A 15777-nucleotide genomic window follows, 5' to 3' on the forward strand; every position below is an offset into this window, starting at 1 on the left:
GTGCGCCGGCCCTCGCCGCTGCCCGCGCCGGCGAAGCCCCGTCCGCCCGCGCCCGTCCCCGAGATCGCTCCGGACGCCGTTTCCGGCACGCCGGTGCTGCCTTTCGTCGCGCCCTCCGATCGCCTCCCCGCGACATCGGACCGCGAGCTCGGCATGCGAGATGTCTGGCGGGCCTCCCGCGCTCGACGCCGGGCGCTGCGCGCCGAGGTGCGCCGCTTCACCGTGCGCCAGAGGCGACGTCGGATGCTGTGGCTCACCGTGCTCATTGCTTTCGTCGTGCTCGTCGCGGGCACCGTGGGAGCGGCGTACAGCCCGCTCTTCGCGGTGCAGCGCATCGAGGTCGTCGGCACCAGCCAGCTCGATGCCGCCGCGGTGTCGGACGCGCTGTCGGATCAGCTCGGCACCCCGTTGCCACTCGTCGATGAGAGCGCCGTGAAGGCGGCGCTGGTGCAGTTCCCGCTCGTGGAGTCGTACACGCTCGAGGCTCGACCGCCGAACGACCTCGTGGTGCGCATCGTCGAGCGTCAGCCCGTCGGTCTGATCGAATCCGGTGCCGGTTTCACCGTGGTGGATGCGGCGGGCGTCGCCCTCGCCACGACACCTGACGCGCCCGCCGGGCTCCCGCTCTTCACGGTGCAGGGCGGCGCGCGATCGGATGCCTTCCGCGCCGCGGGGCAGGTCGTGCGGTCGCTTCCGGAGGAGGTGCGTTCGCAGGTGACGGCGGTCACAGCATCCACCCCCGACGACGTGGCCTTCACCTTCGGCTCCACCAATGCCCAGGTCATCTGGGGGAGTGCGGAGCGATCCGCTGACAAGGCTCTGCGCCTGCAGGCGATGATGGTCGGCAGTCCACCCGACCGCGTGAGCCGGTACGACGTGTCGTCGCCCGACGCGGTCATCGTCGGCTGAATGCCGGGTCGAAAACCCGTCTCGCAGGCGATGTCGCGACACGCCCAGGATGCTGCGGCCTGGGCGCACCGCGCCGCATACCTTCGGAATCAGGAATTGCATACTGCGCAATTCTTTAACCCTCTAGATGAGGTTTAGAGTTTCAGGTTCGAACGACGGAGGCCGGCATGAGCCAGAACCAGAACTACCTCGCCGTGATCAAGGTCGTCGGTGTGGGTGGCGGCGGCGTGAACGCCGTCAACCGCATGATCGAGCTCGGTCTGCGTGGCGTGGAATTCATCGCCATCAACACCGATGCGCAGGCGCTGCTGATGAGCGACGCGGACGTCAAGCTCGACGTGGGTCGCGAACTGACGCGCGGACTCGGAGCGGGCGCTGACCCCGAGGTCGGACGCCGCGCGGCCGAAGACCACGCCGAGGAGATCGAAGAGGCGCTCTCGGGCGCCGACATGGTCTTCGTCACCGCCGGCGAGGGCGGCGGCACGGGCACCGGCGGCGCGCCGGTGGTAGCCCGGATCGCCAAGTCGATCGGCGCCCTCACGATCGGTGTCGTCACGAAGCCGTTCTCGTTCGAGGGACGTCGCCGCCAGAGCCAGGCCGAGGCGGGTGTCACCAAGCTCAAGGAAGAGGTCGACACCCTCATCGTCGTCCCCAACGACCGGCTCCTGGAGATCAGCGACCGCGGCATCTCGATGATCGAGGCGTTCGCCACGGCCGACCAGGTGCTGCTCGCCGGTGTGCAGGGCATCACCGACCTCATCACCACCCCGGGCCTCATCAACCTCGACTTCGCCGACGTGAAGTCGGTCATGCAGGGCGCGGGCTCCGCGCTCATGGGCATCGGCTCGGCGCGGGGTGCTGACCGCGCGATCAAGGCGGCCGAACTCGCCGTCGAATCCCCGCTCCTCGAGGCCTCGATCGAAGGCGCGCACGGCGTGCTGCTGTCGATCCAGGGTGGCTCGAACCTGGGCATCTTCGAGATCAACGACGCCGCCCAGCTGGTGAAGGAAGCCGCGCACCCCGAGGCGAACATCATCTTCGGTACGGTCATCGACGACACGCTCGGCGACGAGGTGCGCGTCACGGTGATCGCCGCCGGTTTCGACGGCGGCGAGCCCTCGCTGCGTCTGGACGCGGTCGGTGCGCAGCAGCGCACTCCCGTGCCGCCGGCCCTGCCGCCCGTGCCCGTCGACGAGACCCCGCGCGAGCGCGATGTCGTCGCCGAGCGGCGCGAGTCGGTTCCGGTCGCCGCCGCTCTGCCCGAGCCCGCGTACGACTCGGCCTTCGGCGACGACGATCTCGACATCCCCGACTTCCTGAAGTGATCCCCGTGCGGGGGTGGGCGCCACAGCCCGCCCCCGCATCGGAGAAGGAGTGACGTGGACGCGCAGCTGGCCGATCGCCTGGCATCCGTCGATGCGCGCATCGCCGACGCCGTCCGCGCCTCCGGGAGGTCGAGCTCGGACATCACGCGCATCGTCGTCACCAAGTTCCACCCCACCACCCTCATCGAGGAGCTGTACCGGCTCGGCGTGCGCGACATGGGGGAGAACCGACAGCAGGAGCTGACCGCCAAGGTCGACGCCCTGGGTGACTACGCCGACGTGACGTGGCACTTCATCGGTCAGGCTCAGACGAACAAGGCGCGCGCGATCCGCGCCGCCGCCGACGTCGTGCACTCCGTTGATCGCGCCAAGCTGGCCGACGCGCTCGACGCGGCGGCCGCGGACGACGTGCTCGATGTGCTGCTGCAGGTCAACCTGACGGACGACCCCGATCGCGGGGGTGTACCCCCCGCCGAGGTCGACGCCCTCGCCTCCCACGTCGCGGCTCTCGCGTCGCTGCGGATCCGCGGCGTCATGGCCGTGGCGCCCCTGCACGACGACCCCGCGCGTGCCTTCGAACGACTGGCCGATTCTGCACGCCGAGTGCGTGCCGTCGTGCCCGACGCGAGCTGGATCTCAGCCGGAATGACCGCCGATTTCTCCGAAGCGATCGCCATGGGCGCGACACACCTTCGGATCGGATCGGCAATCACGGGTCCGCGCCCTACACGCGGATAACCTCAAACCACACGAGCGAACGGAGGATGCGATGTCGAACCCGCTCAAGAAAACCATGGTGTACCTGGGCCTCGCCGATGAAGAGGAGACGTTCGATGAGCCGGCACCGCAGCCCTCGAGCCGCAAGCAGCCGCAGGTCGTCGAGAAGACGGCAACGGTGACCCCGTTGCATCGTCCGACCGTCGTGCGTCAGCCGACCGCCGGGCCGGTGAGTGAGATCCTCACCGTGCACCCGAAGCAGTACCGCGACGCGCAGACCATCGCGGAGAACTTCCGTGACGGCATCCCGGTCATCATCAACCTGTCGCAGATGTCGGACGCCGACGCCCGTCGACTGATCGACTTCGCGAGCGGCCTGTCGCTGGGCCTCTACGGACGGATCGAGCGGGTCACCAGCAAGGTGTTCCTGCTGTCGCCCGAGAACATCGCGGTCTCCGGAGAGGGAGCGGTCGCACAGGCCGACCCCGACTCGGCGCCCTTCTCGCAGCCGTAACCGATCGTGGACGTGCTCCGCCTCGTCGCCTCGGTTCTGAACGTCCTGCTGTTCCTGTACGTCCTCGTGCTGCTCGTGCGCCTCGTGCTCGAGTACATCCCCATGTTCAACCGATCATGGCGACCCAAGGGCCCAGGCCTCATCGCGGCAGAATTCGTGTACACGGTGACGGACCCGCCCATCAAGCTGTTCCGTCGCTTCATCCCGCCGCTGCGCATCGGACCCGTGGCCATAGACTTCGCGTTCGCGTTGACGATGTTGCTGTGCTTCCTGCTGCTCAGCGTCACCCGCGCACTGTCTTAGGACGAAGCACGCTCGCCGCTCCTTCGTGCGGCGAGCGTGCTTCGACATGCCGTAGAGGCTGAGACTATGCTTGTCCGGAGCGGCACGCCCCGGTGTGCCACCCCGGACATCGGCCCGCGATCAGATCGCTCGAAAGAGGAACCACCATGGCATTGACTCCCGATGACGTCGTCACCAAACAGTTCCAGCACGTCCGCTTCAAAGAGGGTTTCGACCCCGACGAGGTCGACGACTTCCTCGACGAGATCGTGGTCGAGTGGCGCAAGACGATCGCCGAGAACGAAGAGCTGAAGGCCAAGCTCGCCGCCGTCGAGTCGGGCGAAGCAGCCCCGGTCGCCGAGAGCGAGCCCGAGGTCGTCGAAGCCGCCGTCGTCGATGAGGTTCCCGCATCGACTCCCGCTCCTGCCCCCGCAGCCAGCGCCTCCGAGCCCGTCGCGGCGTCCGCCGGCATCATCGAGCTGGCTCAGCGCCTGCACGACGAGCACGTCGCCGAGGGTAAGGCCCAGCGCGACCAGCTCGTCTCCGACGCCCAGGCTCAGGCCGCCAGCATCCTGGCCGACGCCGAGGCCAAGGGCCGCGACGAGATCGCGCGTCTCGACAAGGAGCGCACGGTTCTCGAGGCTCGCATCACCGAACTCCGCAACTTCGAGCGCGACTACCGCTCGCAGCTGCGCAGCTACATCGAGGGCAAGCTCCGCGACCTCGACACGACCGCCACGCCGTCGGGTTCGACCCCGGTCTCGGCGATCGGCCTCTAGGCCGGGTCGGTGCCACGCCGAGTCCCCCTGCATAAGGCGGCGGCCGGCGCCATCATCGCGATTCTCGCGGTGCTGGTGCTGGCCGCCGACCAGTTCGCCAAGTACCTCGCGATCGAGAACCTTCCTCCGGAAGAACCGGTCGAGGTACTCGGCGATTTTCTGCAGTTCTACCTGATCCGAAACCCCGGAGCGGCCTTCTCGCTCGGCGAGAACGTCACCTGGGTCTTCACCATCGCCCTGTTCGCGGTCGCCGTCGCGATCGTCTGGATCGCGGTCACCCGCCTGCGCTCACGCGCGTGGGCGATCGTGCTGGGTCTGCTGCTCGGCGGGGTGCTCGGCAACCTTACCGACCGCCTGTTCCGCGAGCCCGGCTTCCTCGTCGGACACGTCGTGGACTACATCTCCACCCCGTGGATGATGCCGGCGATCTACAACATCGCCGACATGTTCATCGTCACGATGATGATCGGCGTCGCCCTCCTCGTGCTGATCGGGCTCCGCTTCGACGGCACCCGTGAACCGCGTAAAGAAGACGTCGAAGACGCGGATGCAGCTCCCGCAGCGGACGAGCACGACGCCGAGCCGTCAGCATCCGCCGGTCGCCTCGACGCGTCGGCGGAGCCCGGCGAGACTCCCGAGCGCTGAGCATGGAATCGCGCTCGCTTCCCGTCCCCGACGGGCTCGAAGGCACACGTGTCGACGCGGCACTCGCGAAGATGCTCGGCTTCTCGCGCACCTTCGCCGCCGAGGTGGCGGACGCGGGCGGGGTCGAACTCGACGGACGCACGGTGGGACGCTCGGACCGCCTGCGCGCGGGCAGCTGGTTGAGCGTCTCGTGGACCCCGCGACGCGAGCCCGAGATCGTGCCGATGGCGGTGCCCGATCTGTCGATCGTGCACGATGACGACGACCTGGTCGTGGTCGACAAGCCCGCCGGCGTCGCCGCTCACCCCTCCGTCGGCTGGGAGGGTCCGACGGTGCTCGGTGCCCTCGCGGCCGCCGGATTCCGCATCGCCACGACGGGCGCTGCCGAGCGTCAGGGCATCGTGCACCGCCTCGACGTGGGCACGAGCGGCCTCATGGTGGTGGCCAAGAGCGAGAGCGCGTACACGGCGCTCAAACACGCGTTCAAGGAGCGCGAGGTGGAGAAGATCTACCACGCCGTCGTGCAGGGCCACCCCGACCCGCTCGCCGGCACGATCGACGCGCCCATCGGGCGCCACCCCACGCACTCGTGGAAGTTCGCGGTGACGCCCACGGGCAAGGATTCCGTGACCCACTACGAGACGCTCGAGGCGTTCCCCGGCGCCTCGCTGCTGGAGATCCACCTCGAAACCGGCCGCACCCACCAGATCCGGGTGCACATGGCCGCGCACCGCCACCCGTGCGTCGGCGACCCGCTCTACGGCGCCGACCCGACGCTGTCGGCCCACCTCGGGCTCACTCGTCAGTGGCTGCACGCGCACCAGCTGTCGTTCACCCACCCCGGCACGGGGGAGTGGTCGACGTTCCTCTCGCCCTATCCCGCCGATCTGGCCCACGCCCTCGAGGTGTTGCGCTCCGAGTAGGCCGCGGGACGCAGCATCCGCTCACCCCCGTCGGAGAATCGCGCCCATGTCGGACGATCCGCCCGGAATTCTCCGACCTGGGTGCGATTCTCCGACGCGGGTGCGGCAGGGTGGGGGGATGGACATCGACGTTCGGGCGGCCAAGTCGTTCGCGGATGTGCGCACCCTCGTCGGGCCCAAGCGCCCGGACGCCAACGTCTGCTGGTGTCTGAGTTACCGCATCCCCGGCTCGCTTAACCGCGAACTCGTCGGCCCCGCCCGGGGTGAGTACGTCGAGAAGCTCTGCCGACGCACCATCGCGCCCGGGGTGCTGGCGTACGAGGGCGACGAGGTGGTCGGCTGGGCGGGGGTCGCTCCCCGGGCGGACACCACGTTCGCGAACAGCCGTCGGATCCCGCGGGTCGATGACCTCGACGTGTGGTCGGTGTGGTGCATCCGCGTGCGCCCCGGCCACCGCGGTCACGGGATCTCTCATGCCCTTCTCGCCGGGGCCGTCGCGTTCGCACGCGAACACGGTGCGCCCGCGGTCGAGGGGTATCCCGTGGACAATCGCGGCGAGAAGGTGGACCTCACGATGGCCTACGTCGGCACGAAGGCGCTCTTCGAGAAGGCGGGCTTCGCTCAGGCGGCTGTGACGAGCTCGGTACTGGCGGGCTTCCCGCGGGTGCTCATGCGTCTCGATCTGGGATGAGCCGCAGCATCCGCTCACCCGCGTCGGAGAATCACGCCCCCGTCGGATGATCCGCCCGGAATTCTCCGACCCGGGTGCGATTCTCCGACGTTCGTGTCAGGAGCCCTGGGCGAAGCGGGCCTCGCCGCGCTCGTCGAGGGCCGAGGCGATGCGTGCGCGCATCTCCTCGTCGACGTCGGTGAGATCGTCGAGGGGATACCAGCCCACCTCGGTCATCTCGCCGTCGGCGGGGTAGGGCTCGCCGGAGACCCAGGTGCACCGGAAGGTGAGGTCGAGGTAGTCGCTCTGATCGCCGTTGTCGTAGGTGACCCGGGGGATCGGATGCACCCAGGTCAGGCGGTCGGCGCGCACGACGACGTCGGCTTCCTCGAGCGCCTCACGGCACGCAGCATCCGCCGGTTCCTCTCCCGGATCGACGATGCCGGTCACCGGCGTCAGCGCGCCGTTGTCGGATCGACGCCCGAGCAGCACCTGGCCGTCGCGGATGATCACGGCGGTCACGCCGACGAGGGGGAGCGGGCGGGTGCCGACGAGCTCGCGCAGCGCAAGGACGAAATCGGGTGTGGGCATGCAGCCACGCTAGCGTCACACCGAGCCGGTGTCGGTGCTCGAACGTAGACTCGGCACGTGGCAGCCGACTCCTTCGTTCACCTTCACGTGCACAGCGAATACTCGATGCTCGACGGTGCCGCGCGTATCGCTCCGATGGTGCAGGAGGCCGCTCGCCTCGGCATGCCGGCGATCGCTGTGACCGACCACGGCAATACCTTCGCGGCGTACGAGTTCTACAAGACGGCGAAGGATGCCGGCATCAAGCCGATCATCGGCATCGAGGCGTACGTCACCCCCGGCACGCACCGCTCCGACAAGGCCCGCGTGCGCTGGGGCTCTCCGGAACAGAACAGCGACGACGTCTCCGGCTCGGGCGCGTACACGCACATGACCCTGCTGTCGGAGTCGACCGAGGGCATGCACAACCTGTTCCGACTCTCCTCGAAGGCGAGCATCGAGGGCTACTACTTCAAGCCCCGTATGGACCGCGAGCTGCTTCAGACCTACTCGAAGGGGCTCATCGCGACGACGGGCTGCCCCTCCGGCGAGGTGCAGACCCGTCTGCGTCTGGGCCAGTACGACGCGGCGAAGGCGGCCGCCGCCGAGTTCCAGGACATCTTCGGCCGAGACAACTACTTCGTCGAGTTGATGGACCACGGGCTGTCGATCGAACGGCGCGTGATGGGCGATCTGCTCAAGATCGCGAAAGAACTCAACATCCCGCTCGTCGGCACGAACGACCTGCACTACACCCACCAGCACGACGCCACGTCTCACGCGGCGCTGCTGTGCGTGCAGTCCGGATCCACCCTCGACGACCCCAAGCGCTTCAAGTTCGACGGCGACGGCTACTACGTCAAGTCGGCCGCAGAGATGCGCCAGGTCTTCCGCGACAACCCCGAGGCGTGCGACAACACCCTGCTCATCGCCGAGCGGTGCGAGGTCGAATTCGACACCTCCGCGAACTACATGCCGCGCTTCCCGGTGCCCGCGGGCGAGACCGAAGAATCGTGGTTCGTGAAGGAGGTCGAGAAGGGCCTCGAGTTCCGCTACCCGGGCGGCATCTCGGCCGAGGTGCGCGCACAGGCCGAGTACGAGACCGGGGTCATCGTGCAGATGGGCTTCCCGGGCTACTTCCTGGTCGTCGCCGACTTCATCAACTGGGCGAAGGAGAACGGCATCCGCGTCGGACCCGGCCGTGGGTCGGGCGCGGGTTCGATGGCGGCCTATGCGATGCGGATCACCGACCTCGACCCGCTGCAGCACGGGCTGATCTTCGAGCGGTTCCTCAACCCCGACCGCGTCTCGATGCCCGACTTCGACGTCGACTTCGACGACCGCCGCCGCGGCGAGGTCATCCAGTACGTGACCGACAAGTACGGCGACGAGCGGGTCGCCCAGATCGTCACGTACGGCACGATCAAAGCCAAGCAGGCGCTGAAAGACGCCGGGCGCGTGCTCGGTTTCCCCTTCAGCATGGGTGAGAAGCTCACGAAGGCGATGCCGCCGGCGGTGATGGGCAAGGACATGCCGCTGGAGGGCATGTTCGACAAGGACCACCCGCGCTTCAAAGAGGCGGCGGAGTTCCGCACCCTGATCGAGACCGATCCTGAGGCCAAGACCGTCTTCGACACGGCGGTGGGGCTCGAGAACCTGAAGCGCCAGTGGGGCGTGCACGCGGCGGGCGTGATCATGTCGAGCGAACCGCTGATCGACATCATCCCCATCATGAAGCGCGAGCAAGACGGCCAGATCGTCACGCAGTTCGACTACCCCGCCTGCGAGTCGCTCGGGCTGATCAAGATGGACTTCCTGGGGCTTCGCAACCTCACGATCATCAACGACGCGCTCGACAACATCTCCGCCAACCGCGGTCACCCCCTCGTGCTCGAAGAGCTGCCGCTCGATGACCGTGGCGCGTACGAACTGCTCACGCGCGGCGACTCGCTCGGTGTCTTCCAGCTCGACGGCGGCCCGCTGCGCAGCCTCATGCGCCTCATGCGCCCCGACAACTTCGAAGACATCTCGGCGCTCATCGCGCTGTACCGGCCCGGCCCGATGGGTGCGAACTCGCACATCAACTACGCGCTGCGCAAGACTGGTCAGCAAGAGGTCACGCCGATCCACCCCGAGCTCGAAGCGCCGCTCGCCGACATCCTCGGCACCAGCTACGGCCTGATCATCTACCAGGAGCAGGTGATGGCGATCGCCCAGCGGGTCGCCGGGTTCACCCTCGGTGAGGCCGACATCCTGCGGCGGGCGATGGGCAAGAAGAAGAAGTCCGAACTCGACAAGCAGTACGCCGGCTTCGAGGGCGGCATGAAGAAGAACGGCTTCAGCGAGGGAGCGGTCAAGACGCTCTGGGACATCCTGCTGCCGTTCTCCGACTACGCCTTCAACAAGGCGCACTCGGCGGCGTACGGGATGATCTCGTACTGGACCGCCTACCTCAAGGCGCACTACCCCGCGGAGTACATGGCCGCGCTCCTCACGAGCGTGGGCGACTCCAAGGACAAGATGGCGGTCTATCTGAACGAGTGCCGACGCATGGGCATCAAAGTGCTCCCCCCCGACGTCGGTCAATCGATCCGGTACTTCGCGGCCGTCGGCGAAGACATCCGCTTCGGTCTGGGCGCGGTGCGCAACGTCGGTGCCAACGTCGTCGACGGCATCGTCTCCTCGCGCGCCGAGGCGCCGTTCACGTCTTTCCACGACTTCCTGACCAAGGTGCCCGCTCACGTGGCCAACAAGCGCACCGTCGAGTCGCTGATCAAGGCGGGGGCTTTCGACAGTCTCGGCTCCACGCGCCGGGCGCTGCTCGAGATCCACGAGGACGCCACCGAGCAGGCCGTGCTCGACAAGCGCCGCGAGGCCAACGGTGAAGTCGGCTTCGACTTCGACTCGCTGTGGGACGAACCCCAGCAGAGCATCAAGGTGCCCGAGCGTCCGGAATGGACGAAGAAGGACAAGCTGGCGTTCGAGCGCGAAATGCTGGGGCTCTACGTGTCCGACCATCCCCTGTCGGGGCTGGAGGTGCCGCTCGCGAAGCACGCCTCCATCGGCATCCACGATCTCCTCGCCTCCGACGACCTGCCCGACGGGGAGCAGGTCACGGTCGCCGGCCTCGTCACCAGCGCCCAGCATCGGGTGGCGAAGCAGAGCGGCAACCCGTACGGCATGATCACGATCGAGGACTTCGACGGCGAGGTCACCGTCATGTTCATGGGGAAGACGTATCAGGAGTTCCAGCCCATCCTGAAGCAGGACTCGATCCTGGTCGTGCGCGGCCGGATCTCCCGGCGCGACGACGGCTTGAACCTGCACGCCGTCTCCGCGATGACGCCCGACCTCGGCAACCTCGACGAGTCGAGCGGGCTGGTGCTCGTGGTGCCCGAGCGGCGGGCGGGCGAGATGGTCATGGGCGAGCTGCTCGAGACGCTTCACCGGCACCGGGGGAGCACCGAGGTCACGATGAAGCTGATCGCCGGTTCCACGGCGAAGGTGTTCGAAGTGCCGCATCCGGTGCGCGTCACGGCCGACCTGTACGGCGAGTTGAAAGGTCTGCTCGGACCGAACTGCCTCGGGTGATGTCCCCGCTGAACACGGCGCACGAACCGCGCCGCACGCCGTGTCAAGTGTGACGCGGCACGCGGGCACCGCACGGTGCCCCCGCTAGGATCGGACCGCGCGCGCACCCCGGGCGCGGCATCGGAAAGGACCATCGTGACCGACGCGAATCTGAACGACGACAGGGCTGAGCAGCTCACCCCCCACGATGTCGCGGCTCCCGCGACATCGCCCGCGGAGGCTCCCGCCGATGGCACCGACAGCTTCGGCGACGTGCAGGCGCCGGCGACCGCAACGCAGGGAACGCCGCCCCAGTACGGGATCGGCCCCTTCTCGGTGCGCGAAGTCATCCTGGGCGGCGTGTGGCTGGTCGCGTTCATCGTGTCCTTCTTCCCGATCAACCTGCTGGCACAGCCCGAGGCCACCCTCATCGGCGGTACGAACGTCTGGGTGTCCGGCCTCTCCTGGGTGCTGACCATCGGCCTCCCCACCGTCGCCGTCTTCCTCATCGCGCTCCGTCGGTTGTCGCCGACGGGCATCCGTCGCTTCGGATCGCTCGGCATCGACCAGTTCGCCTCCGTCGCGTTCGCCGTCTCGGCGATCGTCTGGCTGCAGCTCGTCTGGGAGACGGTCGCCGTCTCGCTCGAGGTCGGCGTCTGGGTGCGTTCGTGGGTCATCTGGGTGGAGCTCGTCCTGATGCTCGCCGGGGTCGTGCTCACCGTCTTCGCCCCGTTCATCCCGGGCCTCGAGCAGGACTTCCAGGACCGGCCCGAAGAGCCCGCCCACCGCAACGCGCGCCCCGTGCGCGCTGTCGTCGCCCGTCCGAAGACCGAGCGTCCGCGGCCCGTCCCCGCCCCCGCGGCGGCCGACACCTCCAGCGTTCCCGCTCCGTACGGGGCTCCGTACGACGCGGCTGCCGCTCCGGTCGCGACCGAGACCGGCGCGCACGAAGCCGCACCCGCCGCCGCACCCGTCACGGCCGCCGAGCCGCAGCCCACGACCGGCGACACCGGGTCGTACGACACCGACATCTTCGCCCCGCTCGGCGCGACGGGTTCTGTCGACCAGTGGGCCCCCACCGACGACACCGTGCGCACCACCGCGATGCCGACGCAGGACGATCCCGATCCCGAGCCGGCACCGGCGCCCCAGGCCTTCTGGGCCCTCGTCCCCGTGGAGCGCGACATCGTGGACGACTACGGTCGCCCGCTCTTCCGCATCGGTCCGACAGCCTGGGCGCTCGTCATCGAGGACCGGGGTCAGGCCTTCGTCGTCCGCCACGAAGACGGCCGCGTGGGCTTCCTGCACGACACCTCCGGAGTCACCCGCGGCTGAGGGGCGCCGGCGCATCAGCCGGTAGCCTGGAAGGATGCTTCGCACCATCGATCTGCGCGGACGCCGGCTCTCATCCGCCGAGTTCCTCGCCGCGGTACCCCGGGCGACCGGGGCCCGTGACCACGCTGTCACCACCGCCGCGGCCATCGTCCAAGACGTGGCCGCGCGCGGGGAGACGGCTCTGCGTGAGCAGGCCGAGCAGTTCGACGGTGTGTCCGGGCACGCGGTGCGCGTTCCTGCAGCCCACCTGGACGAGGCGCTCGCCTCGCTCGACCCCCGGGTGCGATCAGCCCTCGAAGAGGCGATTACGCGCGTCCGGCGCGCGTCGGCCGCACAGGTGCCGCCGCCGGTCGTGACCGAGCTCGCCCCGGGCGCCCGCGTCGCACAGCGGTGGCAGCCGGTGCGTCGTGTCGGTGTCTACGTACCCGGTGGAAAAGCCGTCTATCCCTCCAGTGTCGTGATGAACGTCGTGCCGGCCCAGGTCGCGGGCGTTCAGGAAGTGGCCCTCGCGTCGCCGCCGCAGCGCGGTTTCGACGGTCGGGTGCACCCGGTGATCCTCGCCGCAGCGCGCCTGCTCGAGGTGAGCGAGGTCTACGCCATGGGCGGTGCCGGGGCGATCGGTGCCTTCGCCTACGGGGTGGACGAGCTCGGCCTCGAGCAGGTCGACGTCGTGACCGGACCGGGCAACAACTTCGTCGCGGCCGCCAAACGCGCCGTCGCCGGGCGCGTCGGAACCGACTCCGAGGCCGGGGCGACGGAGATCCTGGTGGTGGCGGATGCTTCCGCCGACCCCGCGCTCGTCGCCGCCGATCTGGTCAGCCAGGCCGAGCACGATGAGCAGGCCTCGGCCGTGCTCGTCACGGATTCCGCTGCGCTGGCCGCCGCCGTGTCCGAGGCCGTCGATGCCCGCGCAGCGCGGACCCGGCACAGTGTTCGCGTCGCCGCGGCCCTGACGGGACCGCAGTCCGCGATCGTGCTCGTCGATGACATCGCCGCGGCCACCGCGTTCAGCAACGCGTACGCCCCGGAGCACCTCGAACTGCAGCTGGCCGAGCCTCGCCCGGAGGACTTCGTGCACGCGGGCGCCATCTTCGTCGGGCCCGACACACCGGTGAGCCTCGGCGACTATCTCGCCGGCAGCAACCACGTGTTGCCGACCGGAGGCCAGGCGCGCTTCGAACCCGGCCTCTCAGCCGCCACCTTCCTCCGACCGCAGCAGGTCATCGAGTACGACCACGCCGCGCTCGCGCAGGTGCGCGACGCCATCGTGGCGCTGGCGGAAGCCGAGGCGCTCCCCGCGCACGGTGAGGCCGTCACCGCTCGTTTCCCGGCGTAGTCTTTCCGTGCCATGCACTGCCCTTTCTGTCGTCACTCCGATTCCCGCGTCATCGACTCCCGTACCAGCGACGACGGCCTCAGCATCCGCCGTCGCCGTCAGTGCCCAGAGTGCGGCGGCCGGTTCTCCACTGTCGAGACGGCCAGCCTGAACGTGATCAAGCGCTCCGGCGTCGTCGAGCCGTTCAGCCGGGAGAAGGTCATGTCGGGGGTGCGCAAAGCCTGCCAGGGGCGACCCGTGACCGACGCCGACCTGGCGATGCTCGCGCAGTCGGTGGAGGAGTCGGTGCGTCAAACCGGTTCGGCTCAGATCGACGCCAACGAGATCGGTCTCGCGATCCTCGGCCCGTTGCGCGAACTCGACGAGGTCGCCTTCCTGCGATTCGCCAGCGTGTACCAGGCGTTCGAGTCACTCGAAGACTTCGAATCGGCCATCGACCAGCTGCGGGTCGATCACCACGATCGCCACACCGGCGCCGAGCACGACAGCGCCGGTGAGTAATCTGGCGGGGATGTATCCCTTCCTCTTCCGCACCGTGCTGTCGCGGATCGACCCGGAGCGGGCGCACCATCTCGCGATCCCGGTGATCCGGTTGCTGGGCGTCCCGCCCTTCTCCTGGGTGACCCGTCGCATCGCGGCCCCGGGCCGCGCGCTCTCGACCACGGCTTTCGGCCAGGAGTTCGACTCGCCGTTCGGCGTGGCCGCCGGGTTCGACAAGGACGTGCGCATGGTGTCCGGCCTCTGGGCGCTCGGGTTCGGCCACGTCGAGGTCGGCACCATCACCGCACGCGCGCAGCCGGGTAATCCCCGGCCGCGGCTGTTCCGCCTCGTCGCCGACCGCGCGGTGATCAACCGGATGGGCTTCAACAACGCGGGAGCAGAGGCCGCCGCCCGACGACTGAAGCGCGTTCGGCGCCGCCGTTCGCTGCCCGTCATCGGGGTGAACATCGGCAAGAGCCGCGCCGTCGAGGTCGCCGACGCGACGGCCGACTACGTCTACAGCACGCGGCTGCTCGCACCGCTCGCCGACTACCTCGTCGTCAACGTCTCATCTCCCAACACCCCGGGCCTGCGCGGCCTGCAAGCGGTCGAGACGCTGCGTCCCCTGCTGGAAGCCGTGAAGGCCGCCGCCGGAACCGCGCCGCTGCTCGTGAAGATCGCGCCCGACCTCAGCGATGACGAGATCGCCGACATCGCCGCTCTCGCCGTCGACCTCGGCCTCGCCGGGATCATCGCGACGAACACCACCCTCTCGCGAGCGGGCCTGCGCAGCTCTGCCGCCCTCGTCGCCACCGCCGGTGACGGGGGACTGTCGGGAGCACCGCTCGGCGCGCGTTCGCTCGCCGTGCTCCGGGTGCTGCGCGCCGCTGTGCCGGCGGAGTTCGCCATCGTGTCAGCCGGGGGAGTGGAATCCGCCGCCGACGTGCGGGCGCGCCTCGATGCCGGCGCGACGCTGGTGCAGGGCTACACCGGTTTCCTCTACCGCGGTCCGCTCTGGGCGCGACAGATCAACCGGGGCCTCGCCGCAGCATCCGATCGCTGACGAGACGCCCCGAGAGGGCCGATCGCTGACAAGACACCCGGAGAGGGCGCGCGCCGCGTCAGGCGGGGCGCTGACCGCGCTTGACCTGAGGCTTGGGCAGACGCATGAACCGCATCTGCACGGTGCGCATCGCGGCGTACCAGCCGAGACCCTTCTCGAGGCGGGCCTCACCGAACTTCGCCCGGACGAGGCGCTTCACGCGCACCGACGACCAGACCATGTCGGCGACGACCAGCAGCACGAACGCCATCAGCACCGGGTAGGCGAGGTACTGCACGTAGACGTTCGGGATCAGGGTCGCCACGATGACGATGATCGCGAGGGGCATGAGCGCCTCGCCGAGGTGCCAGGTGGAATCGACCCAGTCGCGCACGTACCGGCGCTGCGGACCCTTGTCGCGCAGGGGGAGATACTTCTCCTCGCCCGCGGCCATGCCGATGCGGGCCTTGTCGCGGGCAGCCGCGATCTCGGCACGAGCACGGGCTTTCGCCTCTTTCGTATCGGCGACCAGGGGGCGCTTGCGCGCGGCCTCGCGCTCGGCCCGGGTCGGGGTGGCGCGCCCCTTTCCGCTGGCGGTCACGAGCGCCTCCTGGGGCGCTTCGTTCGATGCGGGAGTGGGGGTCTTGGCCACGGTGAACCTCGGGGATGTCGATGCTGGA

At 69.0% G+C, this 15777-nt stretch carries 16 protein-coding genes; 14 read left to right on the forward strand and 2 right to left on the reverse strand.

All coding sequences use genetic code 11. From position 1 onward, the window contains the following. The 9 genes from ACFXP5_RS00360 to ACFXP5_RS00400 all read left to right on the forward strand — a co-directional run bounded on the left by ACFXP5_RS00360 (nt 1) and on the right by ACFXP5_RS00400 (nt 6785). Nucleotides 1–909: an FtsQ-type POTRA domain-containing protein gene (locus tag ACFXP5_RS00360; protein ID WP_394543038.1), complete on the forward strand. Its 909-nt coding sequence runs from the start codon at nt 1–3 to the stop codon at nt 907–909. A gap of 167 nt (nt 910–1076) precedes the next feature. Next, nucleotides 1077–2234: a cell division protein FtsZ gene (gene ftsZ / locus ACFXP5_RS00365; RefSeq protein WP_394526033.1), complete on the forward strand. Its 1158-nt coding sequence runs from the start codon at nt 1077–1079 to the stop codon at nt 2232–2234. 54 nt (nt 2235–2288) lie between these two features. Continuing rightward, nucleotides 2289–2972 carry a YggS family pyridoxal phosphate-dependent enzyme gene (locus ACFXP5_RS00370; RefSeq protein WP_394543039.1) on the forward strand — a complete coding sequence of 228 codons (684 nt, stop codon included), beginning with the start codon at nt 2289–2291 and terminating at the stop codon, nt 2970–2972. A gap of 31 nt (nt 2973–3003) precedes the next feature. Further along, entirely contained in the window at nt 3004–3465 is a 462-nt protein-coding gene (locus tag ACFXP5_RS00375) for a cell division protein SepF (protein WP_394526037.1), read from the forward strand. A gap of 6 nt (nt 3466–3471) precedes the next feature. Further along, nucleotides 3472–3768, forward strand: coding sequence for a YggT family protein (locus tag ACFXP5_RS00380; protein WP_394526039.1), 297 nt, complete (start codon nt 3472–3474; stop codon nt 3766–3768). A 146-nt stretch (nt 3769–3914) separates the two neighbouring features. After that, complete coding sequence (locus ACFXP5_RS00385; protein WP_394543040.1) at nt 3915–4526, forward strand: DivIVA domain-containing protein; 612 nt, start codon at nt 3915–3917, stop codon at nt 4524–4526. A gap of 9 nt (nt 4527–4535) precedes the next feature. Further along, nucleotides 4536–5171: a signal peptidase II gene (gene lspA, locus ACFXP5_RS00390; RefSeq protein WP_394543041.1), complete on the forward strand. Its 636-nt coding sequence runs from the start codon at nt 4536–4538 to the stop codon at nt 5169–5171. A 2-nt stretch (nt 5172–5173) separates the two neighbouring features. Continuing rightward, nucleotides 5174–6094 carry an RluA family pseudouridine synthase gene (locus ACFXP5_RS00395; protein ID WP_394543042.1) on the forward strand — a complete coding sequence of 307 codons (921 nt, stop codon included), beginning with the start codon at nt 5174–5176 and terminating at the stop codon, nt 6092–6094. A gap of 118 nt (nt 6095–6212) precedes the next feature. Further along, complete coding sequence (locus ACFXP5_RS00400; protein WP_394526044.1) at nt 6213–6785, forward strand: GNAT family N-acetyltransferase; 573 nt, start codon at nt 6213–6215, stop codon at nt 6783–6785. A gap of 96 nt (nt 6786–6881) precedes the next feature. On the opposite strand, the gene ACFXP5_RS00405 is transcribed toward ACFXP5_RS00400, so the two are convergent. Beyond that, a complete protein-coding gene (locus ACFXP5_RS00405; protein ID WP_394543043.1) occupies nt 6882–7355 on the reverse strand; it encodes an NUDIX hydrolase in 474 nt (157 codons plus the stop codon). Nucleotides 7356–7460: 105 nt separating this feature from the next. On the opposite strand from ACFXP5_RS00405, the gene dnaE reads away from it, so the two are divergent. The 5 genes from dnaE (at nt 7461) to ACFXP5_RS00430 (ending at nt 15118) form a co-directional block, all read left to right on the forward strand. Beyond that, nucleotides 7461–10925, forward strand: coding sequence for a DNA polymerase III subunit alpha (gene dnaE / locus ACFXP5_RS00410; RefSeq protein ID WP_394544156.1), 3465 nt, complete (start codon nt 7461–7463; stop codon nt 10923–10925). Between the two features lie 135 nt (nt 10926–11060). Beyond that, a complete protein-coding gene (locus tag ACFXP5_RS00415) occupies nt 11061–12239 on the forward strand; it encodes a hypothetical protein (protein ID WP_394543044.1) in 1179 nt (392 codons plus the stop codon). A 34-nt stretch (nt 12240–12273) separates the two neighbouring features. Then, the gene (gene hisD / locus ACFXP5_RS00420; RefSeq protein ID WP_394526047.1) at nt 12274–13575 is read left to right on the forward strand and encodes a histidinol dehydrogenase; all 1302 of its coding nucleotides are present in this window, start codon (nt 12274–12276) and stop codon (nt 13573–13575) included. A gap of 12 nt (nt 13576–13587) precedes the next feature. Next, nucleotides 13588–14076, forward strand: a complete 489-nt coding sequence (gene nrdR, locus ACFXP5_RS00425; RefSeq protein WP_394526049.1) for a transcriptional regulator NrdR — start codon at nt 13588–13590, stop codon at nt 14074–14076. A gap of 10 nt (nt 14077–14086) precedes the next feature. Next, entirely contained in the window at nt 14087–15118 is a 1032-nt protein-coding gene (locus ACFXP5_RS00430; RefSeq protein WP_394543045.1) for a quinone-dependent dihydroorotate dehydrogenase, read from the forward strand. Between the two features lie 58 nt (nt 15119–15176). On the opposite strand, the gene ACFXP5_RS00435 is transcribed toward ACFXP5_RS00430, so the two are convergent. Next, nucleotides 15177–15749, reverse strand: coding sequence for a DUF3043 domain-containing protein (locus ACFXP5_RS00435; RefSeq protein ID WP_394543046.1), 573 nt, complete (start codon nt 15747–15749; stop codon nt 15177–15179). Between the last annotated feature and the right edge of the window lie 28 nt (nt 15750–15777).

It is taken from the genome of Microbacterium hanjuni, from assembly GCF_043556395.1.
In the GTDB taxonomy this organism is placed as follows: Bacteria; Actinomycetota; Actinomycetes; order Actinomycetales; family Microbacteriaceae; genus Microbacterium.

Coding starts and splice junctions, on each gene's coding strand:
- ftsZ (WP_394526033.1), top strand. CDS start 1,077: ATGAGCCAGAACCAGAACTACCTCGCCGTGATCAAGGTCGTCGGTGTG.
- ACFXP5_RS00430 (WP_394543045.1), top strand. CDS start 14,087: ATGTATCCCTTCCTCTTCCGCACCGTGCTGTCGCGGATCGACCCGGAG.
- ACFXP5_RS00375 (WP_394526037.1), top strand. CDS start 3,004: ATGTCGAACCCGCTCAAGAAAACCATGGTGTACCTGGGCCTCGCCGAT.
- ACFXP5_RS00400 (WP_394526044.1), top strand. CDS start 6,213: ATGGACATCGACGTTCGGGCGGCCAAGTCGTTCGCGGATGTGCGCACC.
- nrdR (WP_394526049.1), top strand. CDS start 13,588: ATGCACTGCCCTTTCTGTCGTCACTCCGATTCCCGCGTCATCGACTCC.
- ACFXP5_RS00405 (WP_394543043.1), bottom strand. CDS start 7,355: ATGCCCACACCCGATTTCGTCCTTGCGCTGCGCGAGCTCGTCGGCACC.
- ACFXP5_RS00395 (WP_394543042.1), top strand. CDS start 5,174: ATGGAATCGCGCTCGCTTCCCGTCCCCGACGGGCTCGAAGGCACACGT.
- dnaE (WP_394544156.1), top strand. CDS start 7,461: ATGCTCGACGGTGCCGCGCGTATCGCTCCGATGGTGCAGGAGGCCGCT.
- hisD (WP_394526047.1), top strand. CDS start 12,274: ATGCTTCGCACCATCGATCTGCGCGGACGCCGGCTCTCATCCGCCGAG.
- ACFXP5_RS00385 (WP_394543040.1), top strand. CDS start 3,915: ATGGCATTGACTCCCGATGACGTCGTCACCAAACAGTTCCAGCACGTC.